The 17156-nt window shown below is 71.9% G+C and carries 15 protein-coding genes, 5 tRNA genes and 1 rRNA gene; 14 read left to right on the forward strand and 7 right to left on the reverse strand.

What is annotated here, in order from left to right; genetic code table 11:
* Nucleotides 1–13: 13 nt before the first annotated feature.
* Entirely contained in the window at nt 14–751 is a 738-nt protein-coding gene (locus OG207_RS23085) for a DsbA family protein (RefSeq protein ID WP_329100404.1), read from the forward strand.
* The gene (locus OG207_RS23090; RefSeq protein ID WP_329100406.1) at nt 748–1593 is read left to right on the forward strand and encodes a cytochrome c biogenesis CcdA family protein; all 846 of its coding nucleotides are present in this window, start codon (nt 748–750) and stop codon (nt 1591–1593) included. The genes OG207_RS23085 and OG207_RS23090 overlap by 4 nt, the downstream gene beginning before the upstream one ends.
* A gap of 38 nt (nt 1594–1631) precedes the next feature.
* Here the strand turns inward: OG207_RS23090 and OG207_RS23095 are convergent.
* The 3 genes from OG207_RS23095 to OG207_RS23105 form a co-directional block, all read right to left on the reverse strand.
* Nucleotides 1632–1708 (reverse strand) — tRNA-Phe (locus OG207_RS23095).
* Between the two features lie 22 nt (nt 1709–1730).
* Nucleotides 1731–1804 (reverse strand) — tRNA-Asp (locus OG207_RS23100).
* Between the two features lie 39 nt (nt 1805–1843).
* Nucleotides 1844–1916, reverse strand: a tRNA-Glu gene (locus tag OG207_RS23105).
* Nucleotides 1917–2019: 103 nt separating this feature from the next.
* On the opposite strand from OG207_RS23105, the gene OG207_RS23110 reads away from it, so the two are divergent.
* The 12 genes from OG207_RS23110 to OG207_RS23165 all read left to right on the forward strand — a co-directional run bounded on the left by OG207_RS23110 (nt 2020) and on the right by OG207_RS23165 (nt 11782).
* Nucleotides 2020–2370, forward strand: coding sequence for a metallopeptidase family protein (locus OG207_RS23110; RefSeq protein WP_030012899.1), 351 nt, complete (start codon nt 2020–2022; stop codon nt 2368–2370).
* Between the two features lie 41 nt (nt 2371–2411).
* A complete protein-coding gene (locus tag OG207_RS23115; protein ID WP_329100408.1) occupies nt 2412–2903 on the forward strand; it encodes a FluC/FEX family fluoride channel in 492 nt (163 codons plus the stop codon).
* Nucleotides 2900–3274: a fluoride efflux transporter CrcB gene (gene crcB, locus OG207_RS23120; RefSeq protein WP_329100409.1), complete on the forward strand. Its 375-nt coding sequence runs from the start codon at nt 2900–2902 to the stop codon at nt 3272–3274. The genes OG207_RS23115 and crcB overlap by 4 nt, the downstream gene beginning before the upstream one ends.
* 177 nt (nt 3275–3451) lie before the next feature.
* Entirely contained in the window at nt 3452–3997 is a 546-nt protein-coding gene (locus tag OG207_RS23125) for a hypothetical protein (RefSeq protein WP_329100412.1), read from the forward strand.
* 278 nt (nt 3998–4275) lie between these two features.
* Complete coding sequence (locus OG207_RS23130) at nt 4276–6606, forward strand: DEAD/DEAH box helicase (protein ID WP_329100414.1); 2331 nt, start codon at nt 4276–4278, stop codon at nt 6604–6606.
* 219 nt (nt 6607–6825) lie between these two features.
* Nucleotides 6826–6898 (forward strand) — tRNA-Lys (locus OG207_RS23135).
* Between the two features lie 283 nt (nt 6899–7181).
* On the forward strand, nt 7182–7973 hold the full coding sequence (locus OG207_RS23140; protein WP_329100416.1) for a hypothetical protein: 792 nt from the start codon (nt 7182–7184) through the stop codon (nt 7971–7973).
* A gap of 145 nt (nt 7974–8118) precedes the next feature.
* Nucleotides 8119–8235 (forward strand): 5S ribosomal RNA (gene rrf, locus OG207_RS23145).
* A 131-nt stretch (nt 8236–8366) separates the two neighbouring features.
* Entirely contained in the window at nt 8367–8879 is a 513-nt protein-coding gene (locus tag OG207_RS23150; RefSeq protein WP_329100418.1) for a GNAT family N-acetyltransferase, read from the forward strand.
* Nucleotides 8880–8953: 74 nt separating this feature from the next.
* Nucleotides 8954–9027 (forward strand) — tRNA-Met (locus OG207_RS23155).
* A 234-nt stretch (nt 9028–9261) separates the two neighbouring features.
* The gene (locus tag OG207_RS23160; protein WP_443072869.1) at nt 9262–10446 is read left to right on the forward strand and encodes a PP2C family protein-serine/threonine phosphatase; all 1185 of its coding nucleotides are present in this window, start codon (nt 9262–9264) and stop codon (nt 10444–10446) included.
* 301 nt (nt 10447–10747) lie between these two features.
* Complete coding sequence (locus OG207_RS23165) at nt 10748–11782, forward strand: M23 family metallopeptidase (protein ID WP_329100420.1); 1035 nt, start codon at nt 10748–10750, stop codon at nt 11780–11782.
* Here OG207_RS23165 and OG207_RS23170 read toward each other — a convergent pair.
* The 4 genes from OG207_RS23170 to OG207_RS23185 all read right to left on the reverse strand — a co-directional run bounded on the left by OG207_RS23170 (nt 11691) and on the right by OG207_RS23185 (nt 17098).
* A complete protein-coding gene (locus OG207_RS23170) occupies nt 11691–13082 on the reverse strand; it encodes a PrsW family intramembrane metalloprotease (RefSeq protein WP_329100421.1) in 1392 nt (463 codons plus the stop codon). The two genes, OG207_RS23165 and OG207_RS23170, sit on opposite strands and share 92 nt — an antisense overlap.
* Nucleotides 13083–13125: 43 nt before the next feature.
* Nucleotides 13126–13872 carry a tRNA (guanosine(46)-N7)-methyltransferase TrmB gene (gene trmB / locus OG207_RS23175; protein ID WP_329107799.1) on the reverse strand — a complete coding sequence of 249 codons (747 nt, stop codon included), beginning with the start codon at nt 13870–13872 and terminating at the stop codon, nt 13126–13128.
* Nucleotides 13873–14011: 139 nt separating this feature from the next.
* Entirely contained in the window at nt 14012–15244 is a 1233-nt protein-coding gene (gene lhgO / locus OG207_RS23180; protein ID WP_329100423.1) for an L-2-hydroxyglutarate oxidase, read from the reverse strand.
* Nucleotides 15245–15289: 45 nt separating this feature from the next.
* The gene (locus OG207_RS23185; RefSeq protein WP_329100426.1) at nt 15290–17098 is read right to left on the reverse strand and encodes a sporulation protein; all 1809 of its coding nucleotides are present in this window, start codon (nt 17096–17098) and stop codon (nt 15290–15292) included.
* Between the last annotated feature and the right edge of the window lie 58 nt (nt 17099–17156).

A 17156-nucleotide genomic window follows, 5' to 3' on the forward strand; every position in this document is an offset into this window, starting at 1 on the left:
CTGGAGCACCCGCATGCCCTCTTCCAAGAAGCCCTCCGCCAAGAAGTCCTCCGCCAAACCCCTGCTGTTCTCCGCCGGGGTGGCCCTCGCCGCGATCGCCCTCGGTCTCGTCTCCTGGCAGGCCACCGCTCCCGCCGAGACCGGTTCGGCCGGGTCCGGCGCCGTCGCCGCGCCCCGGACCGACCCCGCCGCTGAGCTCAAGGCACTGGCCCGGCGCGAGTCCGGCGACAAGCTCGCCGTCGGCCGTGCCGACGCGCCCGTCGTGCTCATCGAGTACTCCGACTTCAAGTGCGGCTACTGCGGCAAGTTCGCCCGGGACACCGAGCCCGAACTGGTGAAGAAGTACGTCGAGGACGGCACCCTGCGCATCGAGTGGCGCAACTTCCCGATCTTCGGCGCCGAGTCCGAGGCCGCGGCCAAGGCCGCCTGGGCGGCCGGGCAGCAGGACCGCTTCGACGCCTTCCACGCCGCCGCCTACGCCGGCGGCTCGAAGGAGAAGGGCTTCGCCGAGCCCCGGCTCGTGGAGCTGGCCCGGGAGGCCGGGGTGCCCGATCTGGAGCGCTTCAAGGCGGACATGGCCGGCGAGCAGGCCACGGCGGCCCTGAAGAAGGACCAGGAGGAGGGCTACCGCATCGGCGTCACCTCCACCCCGTCCTTCCTGCTGAACGGCAAGCCCATTGCCGGTGCCCAGCCGCTCGACACCTTCACGGCCGCCATCGCCAGGGCGAAGGCCGAGGCGGCGGAGCAGTGACCGACATCGGATACCTGGCCGCCCTGCTGGGCGGCCTCCTCGCGCTGCTCAGCCCCTGCAGCGCCCTGCTGCTGCCGGCCTTCTTCGCGTACTCCATCGACTCCACCTCGCGGCTCCTGGCGCGCACCGGGATCTTCTACGCGGGCCTCGCGAGCACCCTGGTACCGCTGGGGGCGGCCGGCTCGTACGCAGGGCGGTTCTTCCACGGCAACCGCGACCAGCTCGTGCTGGCGGGCGGCTGGCTGATCATCGCGCTCGGCCTCGCGCAGATCCTGGGCCTCGGCTTCGCCCCGAAGCGGATCTCGGAGCTGTCGGGCCGGATCCGGCCGACCACCGTTCTGTCGGTGTACGCGCTCGGCGCGGTCTACGGGCTGGCCGGGTTCTGCGCCGGCCCGATCCTGGGCAGCGTCCTGACGGTCGCGGCGGTGAGCGGCAGCCCCGTCTACGGCGGCCTGCTGCTCGCGGTCTACGCCCTGGGGATGGCCGTACCGCTGTTCGTACTGGCGCTGCTGTGGGAGCGGTTCGACCTGGGCCGGCGGCGCTGGCTGCGCGGCCGGGTCCTGCGCGTCGGCCGCTTCGAGCTGCACACCACCTCGCTGCTGTCCGGGCTGTTCTTCATCACCCTGGGCGTGCTGTTCCTCGCCTACGACGGGGCGAGCGCGCTGCCGGGGCTGCTGGACGTGGACGACTCGTTCGCCGTGGAGCAGCGGCTCCGCGCGCTGGCCGACGCGGTTCCGGACGGGGCGCTGCTCGCCCTGGTCGCCGCCGGAGCGGCGGCCGTCGGCGTGGTGCAGTGGCGCCGCAGGGAGCGGGCGGCGGCGGCAGAGACCGAAGGGGAGTAACCACAGAAGGCCCCGTCCGATGGACGGGGCCTTCTTGATGGTGGCTGGGGCCGGGGTCGAACCGGCGACCTATCGCTTTTCAGGCGATCGCTCGTACCAACTGAGCTACCCAGCCACGAAACCGTTTCCGGTTTCAGCGATCCTGACGGGACTTGAACCCGCGACCTCCACCTTGACAGGGTGGCGAGCTAACCAACTGCTCCACAGGACCTTGCAGTGTGCGAGACCAAGTCTTGCACACGGTAATGCGTACCCCCAACGGGATTCGAACCCGTGCTACCGCCTTGAAAGGGCGGCGTCCTGGGCCACTAGACGATGAGGGCTAAAGGCCCGCCGGGCACTTCTCAGCGCGTCGGGGACGTGAGAAGCATATGGGATCCGGGGAGCTATCGCCAAAACGGTTTCCCCCGGAGCGACAATGGCCGGGTGCTGGAGATGACGCGCGAGGAGTTCGAAGAGCTCGTCGCAGAGGCCCTGGACCGGATCCCGCCGGAGCTGACGCGGCTGATGGACAACGTGGCGGTGTTCGTCGAGGACGAGCCGCCCGCCGACGATCCCGAGCTGCTCGGTCTGTACGAGGGGACTCCGCTGACGGACCGCGGCGAGTGGTACGCCGGGGTGCTGCCGGACCGGATCACCATCTACCGCAATCCCACGTTGCGCATGTGCGAGGACCGGGAGAGCGTGGTCGCGGAGACGGAGGTCACCGTGGTGCACGAGATCGCCCACCACTTCGGGATCGACGACGAGCGGCTGCACGCGCTGGGGTACGGGTGACGCGGCCGCTCCCGGTGCCCGGCGACGGGGCGGAGCGGGCGGTGGATGATCCGGAGGCAATTGATCCGGACGTCGACCTGCACGTACCCGCGCAGCGCACCGAGCCGCAGGGCCGGGTGCTCGCGGCGGTGGCGGCGGGCGGCGCGCTCGGGGGCGCGGCACGGTACGGGATCTCCCTGCTGTGGCCGGCCGGGCCCGGGGCCTTCCCGTGGGCGACCCTGTGGATCAACGCCTCCGGCAGCGCGCTGATCGGCGTGCTCATGGTGCTGATCAGCGAGGGCGGCCGGACGGCCCCGCATCCGCTGCTGCGGCCCTTCGTCGGGGTCGGCGTGCTGGGCGGCTTCACCACCTTCTCCACCTACGCGGTGGACTTCTCGAGGCTCCTGGACGAGGGGGAGACGGGGGCCGCCCTGGCCTACGGCGGGCTCACGGTGGTGGCGGCGCTCGGCGCCGTGTGGGCGGCGGCTGCAGCGACCCGGCTCGCGGTCCGCGGGCCCGGAAGCGGGCACGGGCGCGGGCGCGTTCCGCGGTGAACTGGCTGCTCGTGGTGGTGGGCGCGGCCGTCGGCGCGCCGCTCCGCTACCTGTTGGACCGTGCGGTGCAGGCGCGGCACGACTCCCTCTTCCCCTGGGGCACCTTCGTGGTCAACGCGGTCGCCTGCCTGGTGCTCGGGGGGTTGACCGGGGCGGCGTTGGCGGGGGCCGCTCCCTCGCGGCTGCAGTTGCTGCTCGGGGCCGGGCTGTGCGGGGCGCTCAGCACGTATTCGACGTTCTCGTACGAGACGCTGCGGCTGGCCGAGCGCGGCCGGGGGTTCCTGGCCGCGGCGAACGTGGGGATGTCGGTGCTGGTCGGGCTCGGCGCGGTGCACCTCGGGTCGCAGGTGGCGCGGCAGCTCTTCGGCTGAGGGGTTCGGCTCGGGGGCTCCACCGGGGCTCCGCTCCCGGGCTCCGCTCCGGGGCTCCGTTACTGGGCTCCGCCCCCGGGTGTTCGTCGCAGGGCGTGTCCCTTACGGGTCAAAGGGAGTTGGGCACATTGACCCGCTCATGCGGAACGTTCGCCCTCAGGCTCCGGAGGTGCCCCCGTGCGCCAGTTGTCCGCTTCCCTCCGACTGGCCGTCACCGCGCTCGCGGTCGCGGCGACGGCCGGCTGCATGAGTGTCGGTGAGAACGCGGCGAAGCCCGGGCCCTCCGCTCCGGGGGACCGCCGCAGCGGCGCCGAAGCCGGCCCGGGGAACGTCTCGGGACGGGGCACCGGGGTCCGCGGCAACGGGCACGGCACGAAGGACGGTACGGGGAGCCAGGACGGCCGGCACAAGGACGACGGCAAGGCCTCCGGCGCGACCGGAGCCTCGCCGAGCCCGGGCGCGCCGACCGGCCGGCCGGGGGTGCCCGCGCCGTCAGCGGGACCGGGCGGCGGCGCGGGCGGGCAGGGCCCGCAGCAACCCACCACGGGCGGGTCGGGCGGGTCGGGCGGTGGGCCCGGCGGCCCGGGCGGTTCGGCCGGCGGACAGCAGTCGGCGAGCCCGACCCCGGCACCCCCGGCCACGACTCCCCCTGTGACGGAACCCACGTTGGCGCCGCCGAGCCCGCAGCCGGAGCCGACCACCCAGCCGGCCCCCGAGCTCTAGGCCGGGCGGGCGTCCGGCCGGGTCCGGCAGGACCCGGTCCGCTACCGATGCCGGAGGCGTCTTCGCAGGTCAGAGACGTTTCTGCGGGGGCGACTTGCCAGACCCCCAGGAGGGTGCGTATGGTTATAGATCGTTTGATCCCATTGCCCGGCGCCGAATCCGAAGAGCGCCGTGTGGCGCGTACTCTCCCTAGCCGTGGCTGACCGCATTGAGGCGGTCGATTTGCGATTCACGGAGTTTGGGCGCGTGCCGAGACTCCGGAAGGTTTCGCATTTCGCATGTCCATTTCCAGCTCTGACCGTTCCGTCATGCCCGAGAACGACTCCAACGAGATGATCGACGCCGAGGCCCTCGTGGTCACCGAGGCGATCGAGGCCGCTGAGGCCAACGAGATCATCGAGGCTCTTGAGGCCGACGTGAACACCGACGGGTCCTACGAGGACTCGACCACCGACTTCGACGACGACGCTGACGCTGACGCGGAGCCCTCGATCACCTTCGGCGACCTCGGTCTCCCCGAGGGCGTCGTGCGCAAGCTCGCGCAGAACGGCGTCACCACCCCCTTCCCGATCCAGGCCGCGACCATCCCGGACGCCCTGGCCGGCAAGGACATCCTCGGCCGTGGTCGCACCGGCTCCGGCAAGACCCTCTCCTTCGGTCTGCCGACCCTGGCGCAGCTCGCCGGCGGTTTCACCGAGAAGAAGAAGCCCCGCGCCATCATCCTCACGCCGACGCGTGAGCTCGCGATGCAGGTCGCGGACGCCCTCCAGCCGTACGGCGACGTGCTCGGCCTGAAGATGAAGGTCGTCTGCGGCGGTACCTCCATGAGCAACCAGATCTACGCCCTGGAGCGCGGCGTCGACATCCTCGTCGCCACCCCGGGCCGTCTGCGCGACATCATCAACCGTGGCGCCTGCTCCCTGGAGAACGTCCAGGTCGCGGTCCTCGACGAGGCCGACCAGATGGCCGACCTGGGCTTCCTGCCCGAGGTCACCGAGCTGCTCGACCAGATTCCCGGCGGCGGCCAGCGCATGCTCTTCTCCGCCACCATGGAGAACGAGATCGGCACGCTGGTCAAGCGCTACCTGTCCAACCCCGTCACGCACGAGGTCGACAGCGCGCAGGGCAACGTCACGACCATGACGCACCACGTCCTCGTCGTGAAGCCGAAGGACAAGGCGCCGGTCACGGCCGCCATCGCCGCCCGCAAGGGCCGCACCATCATCTTCGTCCGCACCCAGCTGGGCGCCGACCGCATCGCCGAGCAGCTCGTCGAGGCCGGCGTGAAGGCCGACGCGCTGCACGGCGGCATGACGCAGGGTGCCCGTACCCGCGTCCTCGCCGACTTCAAGGACGGCTACGTCAACGCGCTCGTCGCCACCGACGTCGCCGCCCGCGGCATCCACGTCGACGGCATCGACCTGGTCCTGAACGTGGACCCGGCCGGCGACCACAAGGACTACCTGCACCGCTCGGGCCGTACCGCCCGCGCCGGCAAGTCCGGTGTCGTGGTCTCCCTCGCGCTGCCGCACCAGCGTCGCCAGATCTTCCGCCTGATGGAGGACGCGGGCGTCGACGCCTCGCGTCACATCGTCCAGGGCGCCGGCGCCTTCGAGCCGGAGGTCGCCGAGATCACCGGTGCCCGTTCGCTGACCGAGGTCCAAGCCGACTCCGCCAACAACGCCGCCAAGCAGGCCGAGCGCGAGGTCGCCGAGCTGACCAAGCAGCTGGAGCGCCTGACCCGCCGTGCCGGCGAGCTGCGCGAGGAGGCCGACCGCCTCGTCGCCCGCTCCGCCCGTGAGCGCGGCGAGGACCCGGAGGCCGCTGTCGCCGAGGTGGCCGAGGCCGCCGAGGCCGAGGTCGCGGCTGCCGCCGCTGCCGCTGCCGCCGAGATCGCGGCGCAGGAGCGCCGCGAGGAGCACCGCGCCCAGCGTGACGACCGTGGCAACTTCGAGCGTCGCGACAACCGTGGCGGCGACCGCGGTGGCGACCGTGGTGGCTTCCGCCGTGACGACCGCGGTGACCGCGGTGACCGCGGTGGCCGTCCGTCCGGTGGCTTCAACCGCGATGACCGTGGTGGCGAGCGTGGTGGCTTCCGCCGCGATGACCGTCCGTCGGGTGGCTTCCGCTCCGGTGGCGACCGTCCGTCCGGTGGTGGCTTCCGTCGTGACGACCGTCCGTCCGGTGGCTTCAACCGCGATGACCGTGGTGGCGAGCGTGGTGGCTTCCGCCGCGATGACCGTCCGTCGGGTGGCTTCCGCTCCGGTGGCGACCGTCCGTCCGGTGGTGGCTTCCGTCGTGACGACCGTCCGTCCGGTGGCTTCAACCGCGATGACCGTGGTGGCGAGCGTGGTGGCTTCCGCCGCGACGACCGTCCCTCCGGCAGCTTCAACCGTGACGACCGCTCCTCCGGCGGCTTCCGCTCCGGTGGCGGCGACCGCCCGTTCAACCGCGACCGTCGTGACGACCGTCCGTCCGGTGGCTTCCGCTCCGGTGGCGGCGACCGCCCGTACGGCCGTCGTGACGACCACCGTCCGTCCGGCTCCGGTTCCACCGGCGGCTTCGGCGGCCGCCGCGACGACAAGCCGCGCTGGAAGCGCAACGGCTGATCGCGGCTGAGCTGAACCCCTGAGGAAGGGCCCGTACGGCACCTGAGTGCCGTACGGGCCCTTTCCTCGCTCCAGGGGAACTGATGGTGCGTAACGCCCCTTCGGGGGTCGGCCCGAGGCCCTGCGGCACCCCACCGAACCCGTGGCGACAGGCCGGCCGACGGATACCCGATCGGCTGACCGGCGCGGTCCGGCTATGCTCTGGGGTGAGCACCTGGAGGGCCATTAGCTCAATTGGCAGAGCAGCGGACTTTTAATCCGTTGGTTGTCGGTTCGAGTCCGACATGGCCTACCGCTCGCAGGTGGCGGGTTAACCCGCCTGACCTGCTACTTAGCGCCTCGACCGGCTTCGGCCGGTCGAGGCGCTTCGTCGTTCCCGGCCCCGTGCGGGGGGTGAGCGCCTCCACGGAGTTGGGCGTGATCGGCTTCCCGTCCCGTCCAACTGAAGCCAAGGGCAAGGCCGTGCTGGGAGGCTGAGCGCATTTGATGAAGAAAGCCCTCAAGATCGCTGAAGATGGGGCGGTGCGGTGGTGCCGTGCCGGGAGACATGAGCGAGCGAGGGGAACGAGGACCGCGTGACTGACGTTGAGCGCATGCTCGAAGAGGCGCAGGCGATGATGACGGAAGAAGTCTTCGAGGGGGTGCTGAAGGCGCAAGGCATTGACCCCGACGACCTGTCTGCCCTCCTGGACCTGCTCGCCATCGGCCTCACGAACGGCTCGTGGCGCAACAGCTGCGTGGAGAACTGGCATGCCGAAGGCAGGCTGTCCGACGGCGACATGCTGCGGATCAACAGCCACACCACGCTCGGCATACGCCAGCGCCTCCGCGGATGGTGCACGGAGTACGGCATCACCTCGGGGAGCAGCGAAGCGTTCACGAACGTCACGGTCGAGGACGTGGACGTCCTCGGGCATCGACTCTTCAGGTGGCTGACCAACCCCGACCGCAAGCTTCCGACCGGCATGACCTTGGGCGAGCTCGCGCGAACCGAAGAAGACCTCGCGGAGTACGAGGACCATGCGGACGGAAAGCTGGGAGCCTTCGCCGGACAGATGGAGAAGAAGGGCGTCCGCCACGGCATCCTCTACACGGCTGGCCACGGCGCACTGGCGTGCGACCGCTGGTGGGGTCATCCCACCTGGCCGGCGCGCGTCGACCGTTTCCTGTCCGTACTGGACACCCCCGCGGACCCCCACTGGGGCACTGATGGCGAGCGCCTCAAGCACCTGGGCCCGCAGCCTGCTGCCCTTCAGGATCGTGCTGCCCTGCGCAGGACGCTCCTGCGGACGCCTTGGGAGCTCGGAACGCAGGACGCGGAGTGGGTCGTGGACTCCGGGATCGGGTACCTGATGGTGACCGTCTGAGGGCGGTCTCCACGCAGCGACCCGTCGGTGATCCAGACCCGTGCTCTTCGCCCACGCGTGCGGTAACGCGCTCCTGGGATGTGTAGAATTCGGCGCAGAGAGTCGGACCCGACCACACGGTCGCACGGTCTGGCGATCGAAGAATTTCGGTGGTCATTGCGTTAGGGAAACGCCCGGTTACATTCCGAACCCGGAAGCTAAGCCTTTCAGCGCCGATGGTACTGCAGGGGGGACCCTGTGGGAGAGTAGGACGCCGCCGAATAGATTTAAGAGGCCCTGTCTGCGGATCCGCAGACAGGGCCTCTCTTTGTTCCGCCTCCGGCCGGGCGGGGTGCTTCGCCGTACCGGTAAATCCGGTGATCCCACGAGTCGTTGCGGGTAGCGTCGCCGACCATGACGCCTGCTCTGCGTACCGAACGCCTGCTCCTCGACCCGTACGTCCCCGAGGACGAGGAAGGTTTCGTGGCGCTCTTCCAGGACGCCCGAGTGTCCCGGTGGATGGGGGACGGTCCCACTTCCGAGGCTGAGGACCGGGCGCTCTTCGGGCGGATCTTCACCAAGGTCTACGCCGAGAACCTCTTCGACGTGTGGGCCGTGCGCCGGGACGGCAGGCTGGTCGGGCACGCCGAGATCAAGCGGACCGACGAGGTCGACGGCCACGAGATCATCTACGCGCTGGCCCCCGAGGCTTGGGGAGCGGGCCTCGGTACCGAGATCGCCGAGGCGATCGTCGCGTACGGCTTCGGCTCCCTCGACCTGACCGAGGTGCACGCCACCGTGGCCGACGCCAACGCCGCCTCCCTGGTGCTGCTGGAGCGCATCGGCTTCGCCCACGTCCGTGACGTGCGGGAGGACGACGGCAGCACCACCCGCGTGCTGACCCGCCGCCGGGATCCCGCCGCCTGAGGGCGTGCGCGAAGTGCCCCGACGGTCAATTGGTGAAGGGCACTCCCCGGATGGCGTACAGTTGTGTTTACCGACGCGGGGTGGAGCAGCTCGGTAGCTCGCTGGGCTCATAACCCAGAGGTCGCAGGTTCAAATCCTGTCCCCGCTACTCAGTACGAAGGCCCGGTTCCTCTTGAGGAACCGGGCCTTCGTCGTGTTCCGGCCCGCCGGGCCGTCTTTCCCCACCTCATTCCCCACCTCATTCCCCGCCTCTTTTCCCGCCTCGTCACCCGTCCGGCCGCCGTCGGGTCGCCGTACGCATGCTCCTGCCACCAGCCTTGAGGGGCGAGGAGGCGGCGGGCCCGGACCCGTGCGGCGGACCGGGCGGTAGGAGAGCAGCGTGGTGGGGCTGGGCCGGCAGGGCAACGGCGGTGGGCGCGCGGGCGGGGGCGGGAGCGGCGGGAGCGGCCTGGCCCGTCGCGTGGTCCGGGTGCTGCCCGTCGCACTGATCGCCCTCGGGATGGTCTTCGACGTGCTGACCCCGCCCAGCTTCACGGGGTCCCCGTTCTTCACGGCGGCCCCCTTGACCGCTGCCCCGCTGTTCACCTTCTGGGCCACCGCCCTGACGGGCTCCCTGGCCGTGTTCGCGGTGTTCGTGCTGCACGTCCTCAACGGCACCAGCTGGAAGGTCGAGGCGCTGACCGAGCTGGTGACCGTGCTGACCGTCGCCGGGCTGGCGCTCCTGATCAACCGCATGGTGCGGCGCAGCGGCGAGCGGCTCGCGTCGGCGCGCGGGATCGCGGAGGCGGCACAGCGGGCGGTGCTGCCGAAGCCGGCCGAGCGCATCGGGGGGCTGCACGTCTCCGCCTGGTACGAGGCCGCGCAGGCGGACGCCTTCATCGGCGGCGACCTGTACGCGGTCCAGGAAACCCCGTACGGAGTGCGGCTGGCGGTGGGCGACGTAAGGGGCAAGGGGCTGGGGGCGGTCGAGGCCGTCGCGGTGGTCCTCGGGGCGTTCCGGGAGGCGGCGGACACCGAGCCCACGCTGGAGGAGTTGGCGCAGCGGCTGGAGCGGGCGCTGGCTCGCGAGGGCACCCGGCGCGACAGCCTGGACGTGGTGGAGGGGTTCACGACGTGCGTGCTCGGGGAGATCCCGCCGGGCGTGAGTGTGCTGCGCCTGCTCAACCGGGGCCACCCCGAGCCGCTGCTGCTGCACGCGAACGGTGAGCTGGCGGTCCTCGCCCCGGCGGAGCCGGCCCTGCCGCTCGGCATGGGGGAGCTGGGCGGCTGGCCGGACCTGGTGCAGGAGTGGGCCTTCCCGGAGGGGACCACCCTGCTGCTCTACACGGACGGGTTGACCGAGGCACGGGACGGGGCGGGGGACTTCTACGACCCGGCGGACCGGCTGCGCGGGCGGATCTTTCCCGGGCCGCAGGCGCTGCTCAGCGCGCTCAGCAGCGATGTGCGCCGGCATACGGGCGGCGGGGCGACGGACGACATGGCGCTGCTCGCGGTGGGCCGGCCGGGGGAGCGGGAGCCGCAGCGACGGCGGACCGTGCCGGTGGTGCCCCGCGGCGACGTGATGTGACAATGGGTGACAGAAAGGGTGCCCTCCGCAACATGATTGACGGATCGTCAATTCCGGCCTGTGGCTGAAGGGAGGGGGGAGGTGTTTGGTTTTCGCCCCACTTGAGGCGATTAGGTAGAAAAAGGATTGGCCAAAGCTGGGCGGTGCGTGGCTGATTGGTTGGAACGATCAAGCGGGGCAGCTTGGAATCACTCCCCTCTGTCTATTACCGTTCGATAACGCAGCGCGGTCGTCCCAGCCGTCGCAAGAGACGGCACCGTGCGCGCGCGCGTCCCCGCGCGTCGATGAGGAGCGTGCCCCGGTGGCCTCCAACTTGCCTGCCCCTGAAGGCATCGAGATCCAGGAGCCGCCCACCGCGGGTGCCTGGGGCGAGTGGAATCCCACCGAGGATTCGGTGCGGCCGGTCCGTGGCAAGCACCGGGTCGCCAAGCAGCGCGGAGGACTTGCCCGCAGCTCCACCGTGCTCGGCGTCGGTGTCATCGCGGCGGTCGGCGCCGGCGGCATCGCCACGGCACAGGACCGGCCCCAGGTCGCGATATCCCTGCCGGCGCTGCCCGACATGATGAGCGGGAACAAGGCCCAGCAGGAGGACGGCGGTTCCGGATCGGCGGCCCCGACGGGCGAGCGGACGGGGATCATCGCGCAGCAGTCCGTCCAGGGCCCGGACGCGGGCGAGGTGTTGCGCAACCGGATCCTCCAGCAGGCCGAGGCCCAGCAGGGCGCTGCCGAGGCGAATGCCCGGGCGGAGGCGGAGCAGGCCGCGCAGCAGGCCGCCGCCCAGGAGGCCAAGGAGAAGCTGGAGGAGGCCCGCAAGGCCGCCGAGGAAGCGAAGGCGCAGGCCGAGGCGAAGGCCAAGGAAGAGGCCGAAGCGAAGGCCGCGGAAGCGGCGCAGGCCGCGGCGGCGGCCAAGGCCGAGCAGGAGCGCGCCGCCAAGCCCTCCGGCAGCTACTCCCTGCCCACCTCCGCCTACACCCTCACCTCGCACTACGGGGACTCCGGCTCCATGTGGTCCTCCGGCCACCACACCGGCCTCGACTTCGCGGCCCCGACCGGAACCCCGGTCAAGGCCGTGGCCGCCGGAAAGATCACCTCGGCCGGCTGGTCCGGCGCGTACGGCTACCGGATCGTGCTGGAGCTCCCGGACGGCACGGAGATCTGGTACTGCCACCTTTCCTCGATGTCGGTGACCTCCGGTGCCGTCGGCGCCGGCGAGACCATCGGCCGCGTCGGCGCCACCGGCAACGTCACCGGACCTCATCTCCACCTGGAAGTACGCAAGGGCGGATCGACGCAGGACCCGCTGGCGTGGCTGAACTCCAAGGGCCTGAACGTCTGAGCCCCGGGTCCGGGGCCGTTCCCGGGGTCGGGTCCGGTGCGACAAGGCCCTGGTCAGTCCGCCGGGGCCCGGGTACGTCCGCCCGTGCGGCCGCCGGGTCCAGAGGATCGAACCACGGTGGAATCAGCTCCTCCATGACCGCCGCCCGGGCCAGTGCGGGACCGGCCGTCGCCCGGGACTGCCAGAGCCGGTGCAGCAACTCCCGCTCCCGGCCCGCGAAATCCCGCTCCCGTACGGGGCCGCCGCGCCGCGCCCGGTTCCGTAGCAGGGCCAGGGCCGCAGCATCCGCCTCGTAGCGGGCGACCGTGCGTCCGGCCGCCCGGCCCCCGCTGCGCCGGGCCAGGGTGCGGGCCAATGACCGGGCCGGCATCGAAGCCAGGGCCGGGACCTCGGCCGGACCGAGCCAGCCCGCGGCCGCGTACAGCGAGAGCTCACCCTCGACGGCCCGCAACCGGTCGCGCCTTATCCGCACCGCCAGCCACACCAGTAGCCCGAACACCGGGACCATCACGCAGCTGTAGACCACGTAGAACCCGTGCTCCCCGAACTGCGAGGAGCCGTTCCACAGCGCGTGCAGGCCCATGGCCAGCACCAGGCCGAGCAGCGGTAGGAAGATCCTGCGCGAGCGGCGGGCGCTGACGGCGGCCAGGCCGAAGCCCAGCCCGGTGAGCACGGTGAACAGCGGGTGCGCGAACGGCGACAGCACTATCCGTACGAAGAAGGTCGCCACCGTCATCGATTCCAGCACGCCGCTGCGGTCGGCCACGTCCTCCACGAAGGCGTTGCCGAGGTAGAGGATGTTCTCGGTGAAGGCGAACCCGGTGGCGGTGAAGCCGGCCACTACGAACCCGTCGGCGGGGCCGGTGAAATGGCGTCTTCGGCACAGGAACACCAGCAGCAGGGCCGCCGCCTTGGCGCTCTCCTCCACCACCGGGGCGATGGCCACCGAGCCGAGGTGATCGGCGTCGGAGGCGTCGGCGGTGGCCGCGGCGATCCACTCGGTGGCGAAGTTGTTGGCCAGTATCGCGATCAGCGCCGCGGTGCAGGCGCCCCAGCCGAAGCAGAACAGCAGCTGCGACCAGGGCGCGGGCGCGGCCCGGCCCAGCCACCGGAAGGCCGCCATGAGCGGCGCCACCGGTAACAGGGCCAGACCGAGACCGACGAAGAAGCCCGAGGTGCCGGTCTGTTCCCGCACGAGTTCGAGGATGGCGACCCCGGTCGCGGCGAGCAGGGCGAGGAGCACGCACGTGCGGACCGTGCCGGACGGACGTGGGAGCACGAGAAGGAGCGCTCGGTACACACCACGACCCTAGCGAGCAGGTCCGACACGCGCGGTGACCTTGTCAGTTCTCCGTGCGACGGAAGAGCAAGTCGTGTACGAGGTGCCCCTTGTCGAGGCCCTGGCCCTCGAAGCGGGTCAGCGGCCGGAAGGCGGGCCGCGGGGAGAAGCCGCCGTCCTGCTGGGTGTTCTCGAAGTCCGGGTGCGCGGTGAGCACTTCGAGCATCTGCTCGGCGTACGGCTCCCAGTCGGTCGCGCAGTGCAGTACGGCCCCGGGCGCCAGACGGGTGGCGGCCAGCGTCAGGAAGTCGGGCTGGATCAGCCGGCGCTTGTGGTGGCGGGCCTTGGGCCACGGGTCCGGGAAGTACACGCGGATGCCGGCCAGCGAGTCGGGCGGCAGCATCTCGCGGAGCAGGATGATGGCGTCGCCGTTGGCCACCCGGACGTTGGTCATCCCGCCGCGCTCGGCGAGGGCGAGCAGGTTGCCCTGCCCGGGGGTGTGCACGTCGGCGGCGAGGATCCCGGTGCCGGGGTCGTCGGCGGCCATCTGGGCCGTGGCCTCGCCCATGCCGAAGCCGATCTCCAGGACGACCGGGAGACCATCGAAGAGCTCATCGAGGTCGAGGACCCGGTGGCCGTCGATGTCCAGGCCCCACGTGCCCCACAGGCGCTTCAGGGCCTCGCCCTGGCCGGTGGTGACCCGGCTGCGCCGGGGCTGGAAGCTCCGGATCCGCCGCTCGTGGTGCGAGCCGGCCGGGTCTGGCGAAGGCCCGTCGGGGAAGCGGGGCTCGGTGCGCCACTTGGGCGGCACGTACGCGTTCGTCTCCGGTGCGGCGTCCGGGAGGCGGGGCGACTGGGGGTTCAGGGACTCAGACACAATGCGCTGATTCTACGACGGGGGGTACGGGAGCCGCCGCGCGAGCGGCTCCCGCACCCCGCCGAAGCAGTGCTCAGGCCGAGCCCAGGGTCCGCAGGGCGCGGGTGGCGATCTCCCTGCCGATCGGGAGGGACGCGGTCGCGGCGGGCGAGGGGGCGTTGAGGACGTGGACCGTGCGCGGTGCGTCGCGGATCAGGAAGTCGTCCACCAGGGTGCCGTCGCGCAGCACGGCCTGGGCGCGGACCCCGGCCTCGGCGGGGCGCAGGTCGTCGGCGGTGACGGCCGGCAGCAGGCGCCGCACCGCCCGGGTGAAGGCCTGCTTCGACAGCGAGCGGTGGATCTCGCCCGTCCCGTACCGCCAGTGCCGTGCGGCCATCCGCCAGGAGCCCGGCCAGGCGAGCTCGTCCGCGATGTCCCCGGGCCGCACCGTCGACCAGGCGTAGCCCTCGCGGGCCAGCGCGGGCACGGCATTGGGGCCGACGTGGACGCCGCCGCCGATGCCCCGGGTCAGGTGCACCCCGAGGAAGGGGAACGCCGGGTCGGGCACCGGGTACACCAGGCCCCGGACCAGGTCCGGTCGCGTCAGGTCGTAGTACTCGCCACGGAAGGGGATGATCCGCATGCCCGGGTCGTCTCCGGCGAGGCGGGCGATCCGGTCGCACTGGAGGCCCGCGCAGTTCACCAGTACCCGCGCCCTGACGACCAGGCCGGACGTGGTGCGGACCGCCACGGCCGAGGCGCGCCGGGAGATCAGGTCCACGGCGCCGCCGTAGACGATCTCGGCGCCGGAGGATTCCGCGAGCTGGGCGCTCACCCGGCCGTAGTCGACGATCCCGGTGCTGCCGACATGGATCGCCGCCAGTCCCTGCACCTGCGGCTCGTACTCCGTGATCTGCGCCGGGCCGAGCTCGCGCACCGGAATGCCGTTCTCCCGGCCGCGCTGGACCAGGGCGTGCAGCCGGGGCAGCTCCTCCCGCTCCGTGGCGACGATGAGCTTTCCCGTCACCTCGTGCGGAATGCCGTGCTCCGCACAGAACTTGACCATCTCCGCGGCCCCGCTCACCGCGAAGCGCGCCTTCAGGGATCCCGGGCGGTAGTAGATCCCGCTGTGGATCACCCCGCTGTTGCGGCCCGTCTGGTGCCGGGCCGGGCCCGACTCCTTCTCCAGGACCACGACCCTGGTCCCCGGAGCCAGGCGCGACAATGCATGCGCCGTCGACAGGCCGACGATCCCGCCGCCGATCACCAGCACATCGCAGTCCACGCCGCCACCCACGCTGACACCTCCCACCCCTGCATACTGCACCCCGGCACCGACAACGCGGCCACGCGGCCCCCCGGAAGACGGGTCTTACGCCGGCGCCACCAACAGCGGCCGGGCCCGTTCCCGCAGCTCTGCCACACGCGGCTCGTCCCCGTACGGTTCCAGGCGGTGCAACAGGTCCCGTACGTATTCGGTCGTCCGTGCCGAGGAGATCCTCCCGGCCACCTCCACCGCCCGGGTGCCCGCCGCGCACGCCGCGTCGAGATTGCCCGACTCCAGCTCGGCGACCGCGCTCACCACCAGCCGCAGTCCGTGCGACCGCACGTACTCCTCGGTGGGGCGCGACAGGGCCTGCTCGGTGAACCGCCTCACCTGCCTGGGCAGTTTCAGGTCCCGGTAGCATTCCGCGGCATCTGCCGCGAAACGGTCGTACGAGTAGAAACCGAGCCAGGTCGGATCCGGATCGCCCTCACGGGACCGCTCCAGCCAGCCCTCCGCCGCCCGCAGCGCCGCTCCGGCGGCCGTCGAATCGCCGGCCTTCGCGTGCGCCCGTGCCTCGACCAGTCGGAAGAAGCTCATGGTGCGCGCGGTGGCCAGGCCGCGGTTGCGTTCGACGGCCGCCTGCGCGAGGTCCACCCCCTCGTCGGGGAAGTCCCGGTAGGTCGCCTGCAGGGACATCGAGGCCAGCACGTAGCCGCCGAGCGGTACGTCCGCGGCCGCGCGGGCGAGCCGCAGCGCCTGGATGTAGTAGCGCTGGGCCGCTTCCTGCTGGCCGGTGTCGAAGGCCATCCACCCGGCCAGCCGGGTCAGCTCGGCGGTCGCGCCGAACAGTGCGCGGCCCACCTCATCGGTGTACGAGCCGAGCAGCAGCGGCGCCGCGTCCACCCGAAGGCACTCGGGGACCATCGACGAACGCCAGTCTCCGCCGCCGTACTTGGAGTCCCAGCGGCGTGCGTCCTCGGCCGCCTCGCGCAGCTTCGACACATCGCTGTGGCCCACGCGCTGGCCGTGGTCGCGCGGCGTTTCGGGTCCGGGCTGGGCGGGCACAACGGTGGACGGCGGGCCCTTAGCCGGTTCCGTCACCGGTCCGGAGGCCGGGCCTGCCAGCGGGCCCGCCAGACCTGTCATCGGGCCGGTCGTGCGGCCGTCCGGGAAGGGCCGGGGACCTGGTGCTGCCGTCGCCTCGCGCGCCGGTGCGCCGTGAGCCGAGGGGGGCGCTGATACGGGGCTCTGAACCATGGAGTGCCGCGCCGCGGGGTCGAGCGTCGCGGAGGTGGCGGAGGTACCGGCCGGCAGGCTGCCGGCGGTCGGGTCGTCGGCCGTCGCGCTGTCGGCCGCGGTGCCGGTTGCCGCGTGGCCCGTCGTCGCGTTGGTGCTCGCCGCGTCGCCGGTCGTGAGGTGAGGGGCCCGGCTGCCCGCGGGTTCGCGGGCCACGGAACTGTCGGCGGGAGATATCAGCCAGCGCGAGGCGGGCGTCGCGTACGCCGCCACGGAGAACGAGCCCGCCAGTGACTGCCAGATCCCTCCACCGCCCCGCCGCCCGGCGAGGTCGAGCCGGTAGAGGTCGGTGGCCGAGCGCACCGCCGCGCCCACGTCGCGCGGGAAGGCCAGCCCGACCTCGGGAGCGGGGTCGGCGTCCGCCAGCCCGATCTCGTGCAGCGGCACCGGCCGCCCCAACTTGGCGCCGATGGCGGCGGCGATCAGGTGCGGGGCGGCGCCCTGGGGCACCATCCCCTTCGACACCCACCGGGCCACCGACGTCTTGTCGTACCGAAGCGTCAGGCCGCGCTGTGCGCCGAGGTCGTTGACGCGTCGGGCCAGCCCTGCGTTGCTGATGCCCGCGAGGGCGAGGACGGCGCCGAGCTTCTCATTGGGCTCGCGGAGCTCCCTGGACATGCGCCACCCCTCGTCACACGCGGAACGCAGACGCCGCCGGGGCATAGGCGCCCGGCAT

It is taken from the genome of Streptomyces sp. NBC_01439, from assembly GCF_036227605.1.
Lineage (GTDB): Bacteria > Actinomycetota > Actinomycetes > Streptomycetales > Streptomycetaceae > Streptomyces.